The sequence below is a fragment of the Micromonospora sp. USAFONa4 genome (genome assembly GCF_057197825.1).
Genome location: NZ_CM170072.1, coordinates 6614001 through 6626881, shown reverse-complemented (window position 1 = coordinate 6626881; position 12881 = coordinate 6614001). Strand labels below are relative to the sequence as shown.

14 protein-coding genes are annotated in these 12881 nt (G+C 73.0%); 6 read left to right on the top strand and 8 right to left on the bottom strand.

What is annotated here, in order from left to right; genetic code table 11:
- Positions 1–5: 5 nt before the first annotated feature.
- Both AC0OO9_RS28595 and AC0OO9_RS28590 read right to left on the bottom strand, forming a co-directional pair.
- Positions 6–863 (bottom strand): DUF4132 domain-containing protein, encoded by an 858-nt coding sequence (locus AC0OO9_RS28595; protein ID WP_484513738.1) that lies wholly within the window; start codon positions 861–863, stop codon positions 6–8.
- Positions 864–1200: 337 nt separating this feature from the next.
- Entirely contained in the window at positions 1201–1650 is a 450-nt protein-coding gene (locus AC0OO9_RS28590) for a MarR family winged helix-turn-helix transcriptional regulator (protein ID WP_484513737.1), read from the bottom strand.
- A 79-nt stretch (positions 1651–1729) separates the two neighbouring features.
- Between AC0OO9_RS28590 and AC0OO9_RS28585 the strand changes: the two genes are divergently transcribed.
- Together AC0OO9_RS28585 and AC0OO9_RS28580 are read left to right on the top strand one after the other, a co-directional pair.
- Positions 1730–2131: a nuclear transport factor 2 family protein gene (locus tag AC0OO9_RS28585; protein WP_484513735.1), complete on the top strand. Its 402-nt coding sequence runs from the start codon at positions 1730–1732 to the stop codon at positions 2129–2131.
- Between the two features lie 153 nt (positions 2132–2284).
- Positions 2285–3007, top strand: a complete 723-nt coding sequence (locus AC0OO9_RS28580; protein ID WP_484513733.1) for a VOC family protein — start codon at positions 2285–2287, stop codon at positions 3005–3007.
- 152 nt (positions 3008–3159) lie between these two features.
- Here AC0OO9_RS28580 and AC0OO9_RS28575 read toward each other — a convergent pair whose 3' ends face one another.
- The gene (locus AC0OO9_RS28575; protein ID WP_484513732.1) at positions 3160–3456 is read right to left on the bottom strand and encodes a hypothetical protein; all 297 of its coding nucleotides are present in this window, start codon (positions 3454–3456) and stop codon (positions 3160–3162) included.
- A gap of 105 nt (positions 3457–3561) precedes the next feature.
- Entirely contained in the window at positions 3562–4896 is a 1335-nt protein-coding gene (locus tag AC0OO9_RS28570) for a M35 family metalloendopeptidase (protein WP_484513731.1), read from the bottom strand.
- Positions 4897–5149: 253 nt separating this feature from the next.
- Between AC0OO9_RS28570 and AC0OO9_RS28565 the strand changes: the two genes are divergently transcribed.
- The 3 genes from AC0OO9_RS28565 (at position 5150) to AC0OO9_RS28555 (ending at position 6974) form a co-directional block, all read left to right on the top strand.
- Positions 5150–5341 (top strand): helix-turn-helix transcriptional regulator, encoded by a 192-nt coding sequence (locus AC0OO9_RS28565; RefSeq protein WP_484513729.1) that lies wholly within the window; start codon positions 5150–5152, stop codon positions 5339–5341.
- A complete protein-coding gene (locus AC0OO9_RS28560; protein ID WP_484513728.1) occupies positions 5331–5759 on the top strand; it encodes a hypothetical protein in 429 nt (142 codons plus the stop codon). The genes AC0OO9_RS28565 and AC0OO9_RS28560 overlap by 11 nt, the downstream gene beginning before the upstream one ends.
- 174 nt (positions 5760–5933) lie before the next feature.
- Positions 5934–6974: a hypothetical protein gene (locus AC0OO9_RS28555; RefSeq protein WP_484513726.1), complete on the top strand. Its 1041-nt coding sequence runs from the start codon at positions 5934–5936 to the stop codon at positions 6972–6974.
- Positions 6975–7066: 92 nt separating this feature from the next.
- Here the strand turns inward: AC0OO9_RS28555 and AC0OO9_RS28550 are convergent, their stop codons facing one another.
- From AC0OO9_RS28550 to AC0OO9_RS28540, 3 genes are read right to left on the bottom strand one after another with little or no spacing between them, the layout of a single operon-like run.
- The gene (locus AC0OO9_RS28550; protein WP_484518077.1) at positions 7067–7531 is read right to left on the bottom strand and encodes a hypothetical protein; all 465 of its coding nucleotides are present in this window, start codon (positions 7529–7531) and stop codon (positions 7067–7069) included.
- Positions 7506–8144, bottom strand: a complete 639-nt coding sequence (locus AC0OO9_RS28545; protein WP_132237817.1) for an RNA polymerase sigma factor — start codon at positions 8142–8144, stop codon at positions 7506–7508. The genes AC0OO9_RS28550 and AC0OO9_RS28545 overlap by 26 nt, the downstream gene beginning before the upstream one ends.
- A gap of 34 nt (positions 8145–8178) precedes the next feature.
- Positions 8179–9489, bottom strand: coding sequence for a S8 family peptidase (locus AC0OO9_RS28540; RefSeq protein ID WP_484513724.1), 1311 nt, complete (start codon positions 9487–9489; stop codon positions 8179–8181).
- 187 nt (positions 9490–9676) lie between these two features.
- Here AC0OO9_RS28540 and AC0OO9_RS28535 point away from each other — a divergent pair, with 187 nt between their 5' ends.
- Positions 9677–12307: a CHAT domain-containing protein gene (locus AC0OO9_RS28535; protein WP_484513723.1), complete on the top strand. Its 2631-nt coding sequence runs from the start codon at positions 9677–9679 to the stop codon at positions 12305–12307.
- A gap of 67 nt (positions 12308–12374) precedes the next feature.
- Here the strand turns inward: AC0OO9_RS28535 and AC0OO9_RS28530 are convergent, their stop codons facing one another.
- Entirely contained in the window at positions 12375–12839 is a 465-nt protein-coding gene (locus tag AC0OO9_RS28530) for a hypothetical protein (RefSeq protein WP_484513722.1), read from the bottom strand.
- Positions 12840–12881: the final 42 nt, after the last annotated feature.

The following is a 12881-nucleotide window of genomic DNA, read 5'->3' as shown; positions in this document are numbered from 1 at the left end:
CCCGGTCACGCCTTCTTCCCCGTTCCGGTCACGGCGCCGGACAGGGCCGTCGCCATCCGCATTCCTTCCGACCAGGCCACCGGCCCGACCTCGGTCAACCGCAACGTCGGGCCGTCCACCGCCGACCAGGAGAGGTTGCCCAGGGTCGCCTCGGAGTCCCAGTAGTCCTCGTCGAACCGCATGGCGGCCTCGACCGCGCGGCCGGCCTCCCAGACCCGGCACCTGATCTGCGAGCCGGAGACCCGGTAGCCGAGCGTGGCGGCCCGGGCGGCGAGCCGGTTGGGGACCGTGGTGCCGCGGAAGTCGGTGATGGCCGTGTCGCGCTGCTTCAGCTCGTCGGGCTTGCCCCAGGTGCCCCGGTGCAGTTGCTCGATCCGCTGGGTGACGTCCAGTTCGTCGGCGAACTCGCGCAGGTCGGGCAGGTCGGGCAGGCGCACCGGGTGCGGCAGCGTGGCGGTCGCCGGCGAGAGCCGGACGGTGTCCCCGTCGAGGTTGACCACGCGGAGGTCGCCGTTGTCGGTCACGTCGCGCAGGAAGCCCGGCTCGGCCGGGTCGTCCCCGAGGACCACGAGGTCGCGCAGCGCGTCCTGCCAGGCCGGGTCCGGCCAGACCCGGGCCAGCAGCCCCGTCGGCACCGGCAGCGAGGACACCACCCAGGCGTCGACCCGGGCCAGGCATTCGGCGGCGTGCCGGTCCAGCCACTGGGCGAGCTGGCGCAGCCGGTCCACCTCGGGGTCGTCGCGCAGCGCCTTCGGCAGCGTCTTCAGGGGACGGCCACCGGCGCGCGGGCCGGTGGACCGGGCCGCCACCTTTCCGTCCACGAGGGAGATCTCGTACGAGTCTCCCACCGGTAGCCAGGCCATCAGGAATACCCTCCGCAGCGGCAGAACAGCCAGATTTCGTGAGGAATCGGCCGTGATCGACAACGAGGGCACGCTAACAGTAGTGACCGACACGACAGCGACCCATCGGCCGAGCAGCCGAGGCGCGGTCAGCGGGACGAGCGGACGCGATCGGCGGAAGCCGCAGGTCCGGCCGGTCCGAGCGCGCCGCGACCCGTCGATCGTGGCCCGACGAGAGACGAGGCGATGATCTAGGTCACACCGGCCGGCCGGCGGTCGGTGCCTGCGTCGACACGTCGGCCGGATCGGGAGCGCGGCCGATGGCCGGCGGGTGCCGCCTGGCGGCGCTCGGGCCGGATCACGACGTGGGCGCGCCGCCGTGGTGGTCGAGCACCTTGCCGAGCAACGCGACCAGGGCCTGCCGTTCGGTGGCCGACAGCGGGGCGAGCAGCTCGTCCTGCACGGCGTCGAGCGCACGGTCCAGCCGCCGCAGCTGCCGCACGCCCGCCTCGGTGCCGGTGACGATGTTGCGTCGGCGGTCCGCCGGGTCGGCGCTGCGCCCGACGAAGCCCTCCCCCTCCAGCTCGGTCACGGCCGCGACGACGTCGCTGCGGTCCATGCGGCAGCGCCGCCCCAGCTCCGCCTGGCTCGCGGGACCGAACTCCCGCAACGCCGCGAGCACCCGGTAGTGGTAGCCCCGCGCGCCCGCGGTGGCGAACCCCTGGGCGACGAGCCGCCGCGCGTGCACTGCGGTCTGTGTGATCAGCCAGCTCGCCTTCGTCGCGAGACGGTCCGGTGTCGGTTCCACGGGTGACCATGCTAACAGGCCGTTGGCGTCGCCAACGATCTGCCATATCGTTGGCGACACCAACGATATGGAGGATGAGATGTCACCCGTGACCGACCGCGCCGAGATCGCCGAACTCGTCGCCCGGCTCGCCCAGGCACTGGACGAGCGGCGCTTCGAGGACCTGCGGGGCGTCTACGCCCCGGACGCCGAGACCAGCAGCCCGCGCGGGGCCCTGCACGGCATCGACGACATCGTGGACGCCCTACGGCGGACCAGCCCCGAGGAGGAGTCGACCCAGCACCTCAACACCGACGTGGTGGTGGATCTCGACGGCGACCACGCCGAGGTCGACACCCATCAGCTCGTGTACTTCTTCCGCCGGGGCGAGGCCCCGCACCGGGTCGCCGGTGTCCAGGCCCGCTACACCGCCACGCGTACGCCGGCCGGCTGGCGCTTCGCGCGGGCCCGGATCTCCCCGCTCTGGCAGCACGTCTCGTGACCGCCGGGAATCGAGTCACCTCGCCGCCGGCGGCGAGGTGACCGAGGAATACTCGGCTGCGCCCGACGCGACCCGCCCCTAGGCTCCCGAGCTACGCGCCGGCGAGGCGTGCTGTCGACAGCGGTCACACCGCCGATCGGAGATGCGCAGGAGATGACGAGTCAACTGTTCGCGCTCAGCTTCGACGCGAACCGACCTCTGCGGCTCGCCCGGTTCTGGTCCGGGGTGCTGGGCTGGGACCTGGCCGACGATCCACCCGGCGGTGTCGCGCTGCTGCCCACCGACGACACCGGGTTCCGGATCCGCTTCCTGCCGACCGGGAGGCCGAAGGTCGGCCCGAACCCGATGCACTTCGACCTGACGAGCACGTCCCTCGAGGACCAGCGGCAGACGGTGGCCCGGGCGCTGGAACTCGGCGCGGAACACATCGACATCGGCCAACGGCCGGAAGAGGGTCACGTCGTGCTCGCCGATCCCGACGGCAACGAGTTCTGCGTCATCGAGCCGGGCAACGACTTCCTCGCCGACTGCGGATTCGTCGGGGCGTTGGCCTGCGACGGCTCGCAGGAGGTCGGCTACTTCTGGAGCGAGGCGCTGGGGTGGCCCCTGGTCTGGGACCAGGACCAGGAGACCGCGATCCGTTCACCGCTCGGCGGCCCGAAGATCACCTGGGGTGGCCCACCGCTGGATCCGAGGACAGGCAAGCAACGACTGCACTTCGACCTCGCTCCGCCTGCGGACGGCGATCAGCAGACGGAGGTCGACCGGCTGATCTCCCTCGGGGCCACCCGGATCGACATCGGCCAGGGCGAGGTCAGCTGGGTGGTCATGGCCGACCCCGACGGCAACGAGTTCTGCGTGCTGACGCCCCGGTAGCCACCCCCGAGAGGGCGAGCGGGAACGACAGCGCCCGGACGGTCGCCGGGTCGGCTGCACGGATGACCGGGGCCGGCGTGGTCGGCGGCTTCCGGCTGCCACGGTGCGCCGGGACGGCAGCGGTCGGCGGCCGTCCCGGCGGAACTGCTGGTTCAGCAGGTGGTGTTGCGGGCCGGGACCCAGCCGTCCACGGACGGGTACTCAGCGCCGTGGCCGTAGATCCAGGTGTCGTCGTCGATCGCCGAGACCTGACCGTGCCAGCGGAACCCGCGGCCGGCAGTCAGGGTGAGCAGCACGTGGCCGTGCGGATCGGTGCGCAGCCAGGTGTTCTCCCGGAGGTTGCAGACGATGCCCCACGCGTCGCTCGCCGAGGCCGGCGCGGCCACCACAGCCGTACCGGAGAAGACGACGGTCGCGACCGTCAGGATGTGCAGGAGGCGGCGTTTCACTCGTGTCCCTTCGACTGTGGACGTTGACGGCCTCCGATTGTGGTCGATGGGCACGCCCCCGACGCCACGGGGGGCGGCATCGGCGCACCGCTCGGCAGCCGCCGCTCAGTGGAAGGAGTCGTAGAAGTCGTTCAGCACGTCGTGCACGTTGTCCCGGTCGAACTTCTCGATGCCCAGGATCAGGGCCAGCAGTTGCGCCCCGTCCTTGGGGATCTGGCACTTCGCCTCGGCGACGAGCTCGTCCAGCATCCAGTGCAGGAGCTGGGCCACGGGCGTCCGGGCGGCGAGGTCGGAGTTGATGGTGAACCGGATGGTGCCGTCCGCGTTGACGACCGTCGAGTGGTTGAGCACCTTCGGCTCGGCCCGCACCACCAGCCGCCCCTCCGCCCGCATCAGCGCCAGCATCGCCGCGTGCAGCGCTTCCATGTACGCCCCGATCAACGGCGCGTACGCCCGGTCCTGCGGCAGGTCGGTGAGCACGAGAGCGACCGGCTTGGGCAGGTCGGTCCTGGTGAAGTCGAGGCGGGTGAAGTCGTAGGTGCGCACCCACGCGCGGGTGATGCGGGACGCGAGCACGGTGTGCAGCGAGTCCATCCGGGGCGCGGTGCGTCCCCGCATGGCGGCCACCTGCTCGTCGGTGGGGAACGGGCCACCCTGGCCCAACGCCTCGCGGACGGTCTGCTCGAAGTTGGCGGCGTTCTGCAGGGCGATCTGGCCCTGCAGGTAGTAGGCGGCGTTGCGGTGGCGGTAGACGATGTCGACCGTCGGATTGTCCGCCAGGATGTGCGTGCCCTCGTGAGCGAGCGTGGCGGCGAGCTCCCACAGGTGCATCGTGCCGTCGAGCGCGGAGCGACCCACGTTGATGATGGCGGTGTCACCCTGACCGCTGGCCAGTGCGCCCATCCCGTCGGGCAACGACAGGTTGCACACGAATCCCGACCGTCGGCCGTCGGTGCGCTTGAGCACTGCCTGCAGGGCCGTGACCGTCTGCGCGAAACGCGCCTTGGCCACCGACGAGGTGGACCCGAACAGACGCGCGAACGCGGTGTTGACGGCGACGTGCGTGGGACTCTTGTCGTCGTTCATGACGTCGACGATCCTGGTCTTCAGTTCGTCCACGGCGGCGACGAGGTACGGGTTGCCGACGGCGGAGGGCACGACCCCGTCGAGCGAGTCCTGCACCTCCTTGAACAGCGTGGCCGCCTGGTGCATCGTTGCGCCGCGTTCCGAGATCTGTTGCAGCCAGGTCCCGACGGCCAGGGCGGCGACCTTGTCGAGCCGGGCGGTCAACTGGTCGCGGCGCAGCCCTGCCGGCAGCGCCCCGACGATGGGGCGCAACCGCTGGAGTTCGCAGGCCATCAGCACCCGGTAGGTCTGGAACACCTCGCGCCGGCCGAGATCGAGTGCCTTCCTGGTCGCTTCGTCGGGAAACGGGAACATGTGGAGGGCTCCTTCGCTCTGCCGGCCCGGCCCGGTCGGCCGAACGCCCGCAGAGAGTTAGCACCCGGAAGGCAGTGGCAGTCAGTAGCGCGTCGGTCATCGGACAGTGAGTGGGCCGTCACTCGCGCCCCGGCAGCAACGCCGGGCGCCGGTCGGGCCGGCGAGCCCTCGCCGGAGACAAGCATGCTTGACAATTCCGGAGAGCGTCAAGCACGCTTGTCGTGACAAGGTCACTTGACATCGAGGGGTGTTCATGAAGAACGACCTCTGCGCGCTCCGGCTGGCCACCGGGCTGTCCCAGCGCGAGCTGGCCCAGGCGCTGGGCGTCTCGCGACAGACGATCAACTCGATCGAGAACGGCCGCTACGACCCCTCCCTGCCGTTGGCCATCGCCATCGCGCGCCACTTCCAACGCACCGTCGAGGAGATCTTCCATGTCGACTGATCGACACACGGACAAGCGCAGGGCCCTGGCTCTCGGCGTCGGCATGGCGATCGTGGCGCTGCTGATCGCCGTGGGACTGCTGCTGCGCGAGCACGCGCCCGGGAACATGGGAGTGGGCTTCCTCTTGGGCGCGGCGGTCGGGCTGATCGGTGTCGCGGTGATGGCGTGGCGGCTCAGCAGGCGACCGGACCGCACGACGGCCTTCGAGCGGGCGTGGTCCCAGTCGGGTGACGAACGGGACGACGCCGTCCTCACCCGTGCCCTGGCCGTGCTCGGGCTGCTCGCGCTACCGCTCACCGGTGCGGCGGGGATCGCGATCGGGCTCGGCGCCGCGGTCGAGATGATGCTGGCGCTGCTGATCCTGGCGGAGATCCTGGTCGGGGCGACCGCCTTCGCGGTCATCAACCGACGCAGTTGAGCGCGAATCCGAGCGCTGTGCGGCTTTCGCCGGCTTGACGGCAACTCACGCCATCTGACATCACCCGTCGGCGCCAGATGTATCTACTCGCGTCGATCGGACTCCGTAAGGATGTCCACCCGCCCACGCCACCACCCCGGGGCGAACGGCGATCCCCCATCATCGGGAGGAAATGTGTCTACCAGACTCGCAGGAAGAGCGCGCCGTTCGACGCTCGCCCTGCTCACCGGCGCGGCACTGGCGACGCTGCTGTCCGTCACCGCGGCCGGCGCCGCACCACTGGCCGGCGCGGACGGCCCCGCCACCGCCGCCGCGGTCGACGTGTACATGAAGGACACCGCCGCCGACGTGGGGCTCGAACCGCACGCGCTGAACCCGCTCTGGCAGAGCCCGGACATCAAGGTCTGCCACACCGCCATCGAGTGCGCGACCAGCCAGAACCCGATCGTCGGCCAGCGGAACTACATCTTCATCAAGCTGCGCAACCCCGGCCCGTACGGCGACAGCGTCATGGAGGAGGGCACGATCTGGGTCTACCGGACCACGCCCGGCGGCGGGGCGGGCTGGCCCGGCGCGTGGACGCAGATCGGGGCGATGGCGGTGCCGGTCTACCCGGGCGTCACCACGGTCACCATCCCGTGGGACAACGTGCCCGGCCCGGGTCACTTCTGCCTGCTGGCCCGCTGGGTCTCCGCCAACGACCCGATGACCTTCGAGGGACCGGACATCGGCGTCAACACCCGCAACAACAACAACATCGCCTGGCGCAACGTGGACTCGGTGGCGGTGACCGCCGGCGGCCTGGCGCAGATCCGGCCGTTCGCCATCGGCAACACGCTGACCCGGCCGGCCCGCAGCAGCGTGGTCTTCAGCCAGACCGGGGCACCGTTCCAGGCCGCCGGTGGCCGGCTCGTCGCCGACCTCGGACCGACCCTGTTCGAGCGCTGGGCCAAGGGCGGCAAGGCCGGCAAGGGTGTCCGCGAGGTGGGCCGCAACCAGGTCGAGATCGTCGACATCGGCCAGGCCAGCCTGGACAACCTGGAGCTCAACCCCGGTGAGCGGCTCGCCTTCTCGCTCAACTTCACGGCGACCGTGCCGACCCGGGAGCAGATGGCCGTCAACGTGACCCAGATCGGCCCGGACACCACCGGCGCCGCACGGGCCGACCTCGGCGGCGTGCGGTACGACATCACGGTGGCCCAGCGGGCCGGATAACGCCCTCGAGGGGCAGGGACGGAGGTCGCGGACGGGGCCCGCGACCTCCGTTCCACCCGTCCGGCCGGCCTCCGGGCCCGCCCGCTGTCCGCTCAGCGCAGCGTGACCCAGGCGGTCGCCACCGCGTACCCGGCGGTGCGGGCGCAGAACTGGACCGGACCGGCGGGCGGCACTCCCATCGAGAAGTAGCCGACCGCGTCCACCGGCACCTCCTCGTACGGGCCGGCGGCGGTCCGGGCGGCGACCCGCCCGCCCCGGGCCGGTGAGAGCTGCCCGACGATGCCGGTCGGGGTCAGCTCGATCTCGACCACCACCGCACCGGTGCGGAACGTCAGCGTGCGGGCCGAGCCGGCGGAGCGGGTGGGACCGGCCGGTTCCGGATCGCAGACCGAGTCGAAGGTCAGCTCGGCGAGGGCCAGCTCGGCGTCGACGGTCCGCCAACTGAACGCGGCGAGGGCTGCGGCCAGGAACTCCTCCGGCACCGGGCCGGAGTCCCGCAGGGCGGCCCTCAACTCGGCCAGCAGGGCGTCGTCAGCGGCTGGCGGCCACGGCTCCATCCCGGTCACCTCCGCTCCCCTCGTCACCCGGGCGCGCCCTGAGGAAAGGGGCGAGTGCCGGACAGTTCCGCAGCTTGTGCAGGCACCGGGCCTGGCTCGGACCGACGCTACCCACCGGCATGCCCAACCGCGCGCCGATCTCGCGGTAGCTGACCGGCGGATCGGCCAGCAGCAGGGCCAGCAGGTCCCGGCAGCGCGGCGGCAACTGCGCGAACGCCTCCCGCAGCGCCTGCTGCCGCTCGGCGCGCAACAGGTCCTCGTCCGGGGTGACCGGGTCCACCAGCAGATGGGCGCCGACGTGCCGGTCGACCGAGTCGTCGTACGGGTCGAACGGCTGGGTCCGCCGGCCGAGGCGAAGCAGCCGGTAACACTCGCGTCGGGTGGTGGTGACCAGCCAGGCGGGCAGGGCGTTCGACTCCCGCAGCCGTCCCAGGTGCTCCACCGCGCGGAGCCAGACGGTCTGGTTCACGTCCGCCGCGTCGACCTGGTCGAGTCCGTGGGACCGGATCACCGAGAGCACCAGGGGGGTGTAGCGGCGCACCAGCTCGCCCCACGCCCGCTCGTCACCGCAGGATGCGGCGGCGACCAGCCCGACGGTGCTGCGCTCGCTCACCGGTACGACGCCCCGCGCGCCGGTGCCGACGACCTCACGCGACGAGTACGCCGTAGTCGGGATGCCAGCGGGGGCCGGCGACCAGCGCGGCCCGGGCCGCCTCCGCGCCGAGCCCGGCACTGGTCATCAGCGCGGCCAGCCGGCCGGCGACGTGGCCGGTGGCGAACGAGGTGCCGGTCCAGGCCGCGAAACCGTCGAAGTACCGGATCGGCTGGCCCGGCAACTGCAACCGACCCCTGACGTAGGTGCTGGTCCGGTCCCCCAGGGCACAGGCGTCCACCCACGACCCGTAGCTGCTGTACGGCGCCGGCACCGGGCCGGTGGCGCCGGCACTCACCGCGCCCACCGCCAGGACCCGGTCCAGGGCGGCCGGCCAGGCCCGCCGGCTGGTGCCGGCATTGCCCGCCGACGCCACCACCGCCCGGCCGGGCAGCCCGGCCAGGGCGTTCACCAGCGGCAGCGGAGGCTGATCGTCCTGGGTGAAGTAGCCCAACGAGAGGTTGACGACCGACACCTGCGGGCCGAGCCGACCGAGGGCGGCGACAAGCATCTCCTCGTCGCCGACGCCGGTGGCGTTCAGCGCGGCCTCGGGATCGAGACGTACGCCCGGCGCGGCCTGCCGGACCACCCCGGCGACGAACGTGCCGTGGCCGCCCTGGAGTGCGAGCACGTCAGAGCCGACGTAGAGGGCGTCCTCGTCGTCGACCTCGGGAAGGTAGCTGCCGGCCAACCACTGCGGATGGCGGGAACCGGCCAGCCGCCAGATGCCGGTGTCGCAGATCCCCACCGTCACCCCCGCCCCCTCACCCGCGCGCGCCGGATCCGGTGCCGGCAGCGCAGCGGCGACCCGGGGCGGACCGCCCGGGTTGCCCATGATGTTGCCGAAGCCGAGCAGGGCGTGGTGCGGCTGGACCAGGGGCACCGGCTGCCCGGGCCACTGCTGCGGGTCGCGGAGCCTGGCCACCACCGACGGGATGTCGGTCTCGGTGGCGAAGAGGAGTCGGGCGACCCCGCCGAAGCCGACGCCCTCGGTGACCGGGTGGCCGTAGCTGCGCAGCCGACCCACGACCCGCTGCACGTCCGGATGGGCCACCAGCAACTGCCGGGGTCGGTAGAGGAACTCCCGGCCCGCGACGGCGTGGCGGCGCAGATCGGGGTCGGCGGCCAGGGCCTCCAGGAAGGCCCGCTGGTAGGTCTCGTCGGGCGACTCGCCGGCGGCGGCCGGGGCGCCGCGCCCGACGAGACCGAGCGGTGCCGCTGCGGCGACCAGGGTGGACCAGGCCATGACCTGCCGGCGGGACAGCCCGGCGGGCGAACGCGACGCGAAGGAGTCGTCAGACGGCACCGGTCCTCCAGGCGGTCGAAGATGCGTGGTCGGCGGCGAACCGGGCAGCTACGGAAGGGCTCTCGGAGGCACCGGACGATTATTTCAAAGGATAGTCGAGTGTCAATTGACCGTCGGTCAGGCGACTGATGTCCGATCCGCCTCGAGGCGATTGACCGGGGAGCGTGACTGCGGGATTCTTCTTGGCATGGCCGACTGCGCCGATCACGGTGCCGTCCAGGCCCAGGCCGCGCTCGACGCCGTCCAGCGCTATCCCCGCGAGGCGATCGCGATCGCCCGGCAGGTCCTCGCCACCGGGCAGCCCGACGCCGACGAGCGGTCCACCGCCGAACGCGCCATCGGGCTGGCCCTGCGGGAACTCAACGACCTGCCGGGCGCCCTGCGGCACCTGCGCCGGGCGGTGCGGGTCACCGACTCGCCCCGGGCACGGGCACTGGCCCGGATGAGCCTCGGGTACGTCCTGGCCAACGCCGGGCGCACCGGCGCGGCGCTTCACGCGGTGACCCTGGCACTGCCCCGGCTGACCGGTGCCGACGCCGGCCGGGCCCGGATGCAGCGGGGCGTGGTGCTGCACTACCGGGGACGGTTCGACGAGGCGGTCCGGGACTACGGCATCGCGGTGGAGATCGCCCAGCGCGAGGGCGACCTGCTGCTGGAGGCGCGGGCGCGCAACAACCGTGGGCTGCTCAACGCCCACCGGGGCACCAGCCGGGACGCCGACGACGACCTGTTCCGCTCAGCGGCCATCTTCAGCCGGCTCGGGCTCGACCTGGCCGCCGCCGACACCCGCTGGAACATCGGCATCGCCGCCGGCCAGCGCGGCGACGTCGCGGGCGCGCTGCGCAGCTTCGCCACCGTCGGCGACGAGTACCGCCGGTTGTCGGTGCCCCGGCCGGCGCTGCTGTTGGACCGCTTCGAACTGCTGCTCTCCGTACCGCTGGTCGACGAGGCGGTCGAGGTCGCCACGTCCGCCGTGACGGAGTTGCGGCGGCGCGGCATGGCCTCGGATCTCGCCGAGGCGCTGCTGGCGCGGGCCCGGGCGGCGCTGCTCGCGGGTGACCTGGACACCGCCGCAGCCGCCGCCGCCTCGTCCCGGGCCCGGTTCCGCCGCCAGGGGCGCCGGATCTGGGCCGCCTTCGCCCGGCACGTCGAACTGCGCGCCGAGTTCGCCCGGGGCACCCGGTCGACGGCCCTGCTCACGGCCATGGTGCGCACCGCCGGGCAGCTCGACGCCACCGGCTGGCCCTCGCCGGCACTGACCACCCGGATCGAGGCCGCCCGGCTGGCCGAGGCGATGGGCCGGCCCGCGCGAGCGGCCGAGCTGCTGGCGGTGGCGGCCCGCGCGCGCCGCCGGGGCACCGCGCCCCACCGGGCCCAGGGCTGGTACGCGCTCGCGCTGCGGCGCCGGCTCGACGGTGACCTGCGCGGGGCGGCCCGGGCCCTGCGCCGGGGCCTGGGGGTGCTCGACGGCCACCGGGCCTCCCTGGGCGCCACCGAGCTACGCGCGCACAGCGGGGCGTACGGGCACGAACTCGCCGCCGAGGGACTGGACATCGCCGTGCGCACCGGCACGCCCGCCCAGGTGCTGGCCTGGGCGGAACGCTGGCGGGCCAACGCCCTGCGGATGCGCGCGGCGCAGCCGCCGCAGGACCCCGAACTGGCCGCCGCCCTGGCCGAGCTACGGATGGTCAGCACCGCCCTGGAGGACGCGCTGCTCGCCGGGCACCCCGGGTACGCGCTGCGGCGCAGCCAGGGCCGACTCGAACAGCGCATCCGCGAACTGGCCCGGGGCGCGCACGGCGGGGCCCGGGGCGCGGACGGCGGCGACCTGGTGGCACCGCCCACGGTTGCCGCCCTCGCCGCTGCGCTCGGCGACGCCGTGCTGCTGGAGCTGGTGGCGCACGGGCCGCGGCTGCGGGCGGTACTGGTCCGCGACGGCCGGACCAGCCTGCACGACCTCGGCCCGCTCGACGAGGCGCTGCGCCGGGCCCGCCTGCACCGGTTCGGCCTGCGCCGGCTGGTCACCACCGGCGACTCGGCCAGCGCCCGGGCCGGGGTCGAGTTCGCCACCACCGCGCTGGACCAGCAGCTCTTCGACCCGGTACGCCGGCTGCTGCGCGACCGGCCGCTGGTGATCGTCCCGATCGCCGCGCTGCACGCCGTGCCCTGGTCGGGCCTGCCGACCTGCGCCGGCCGGCCGGTGACGGTGGCGCCCTCGGCGACGGTCTGGTTGCGCGCCGTCGGGCGGATCGTCCCGGCCGGCCCGCCGGTGCTGGTGGCCGGCCCACGGCTGCCCGCCGCCGAGACCGAGGTACGTCAGCTCGGCGCGGCCCTGCCGGGCTCCCGCCCTCTCACCGGCTGCGCCGCCACCGCCGACGCGGTCACCGACGCGCTGAACGGGGCCGGGCTGGCGCACATCGCCGCGCACGGCGCCTTCCGCGCCGACAACCCGCTCTTCTCCACCCTCGAACTGGCCGACGGGCCGTTGACCGCGTACGAGTTGGAGCGGCTGACCCGTCCACCGGGCTGCGTGGTGCTCTCCGCCTGCGACTCCGGCCTCTCCGGCGTCCGGCCGGGCGACGAGGTGATGGGCTTCACCGCCGTGCTGCTGGCCCTGGGCACCCGCAGCCTGATCGCCACCGTGTTGCCGGTCCCGGCCGACCTGACCACCGCGCTGATGCTGGACCTGCACCGGCGGATGCGTGCCGGTGCACCGCCGGCGGTGGCGCTCGCCGAGGCCCAGCGCGCGTTCGGCACCGCCGGTGGTGGTGCCGCCCAGGCCACCGCCGCCGCCTTCGTCTGCTTCGGCGCCGGCTGAGAGCAGCCCGGTGGGGAGCCACCCGATGTCGAGCGAGACGACGCCCACATCGGTCGCGAGGGTGCGACTAGTTGTTGTTGCGCCACCACGACGACCAGCCGGAACAGCCCCAGGCGCCGCAGGCCCGGAACCGCACCCGGCTGCCCTGGTCACCGTACTTGTGGGTCGTGCCGTCCTCATAGAAGTCGTAGTTGCACACGCCCCATTCGCCCTCACCCTCGAGGTTCTGGCAGTCGCCGCTGCGGTAGGCGTGCCAGGATCCGCCGTAGTAGAGCTGGTTCTCCCAGATTCCGACGGCCGCATAGGGCGTGTCGAAGTCATAGACCCAGATCTGGTCCCCGTAAGCGCGGAAACAAGCCTGCGCCGGGGGCGGTGAGTTCGGATAGGGACCCGGTGCGTACAGACAGTCGACCACGTCCGGCGGCGATCCGGCCGGATCCGCGATGGTCGCTGCCGCCGGCGCACCGGTGAGCAGGACGAAGAGGGCCACCAGGGCCACGGCGAGGGCTGGGCGAGCTGCTTTGACAGACATGAGCCGAGTCAATCACCGCCGCTTTCGCCGACCAATATATCC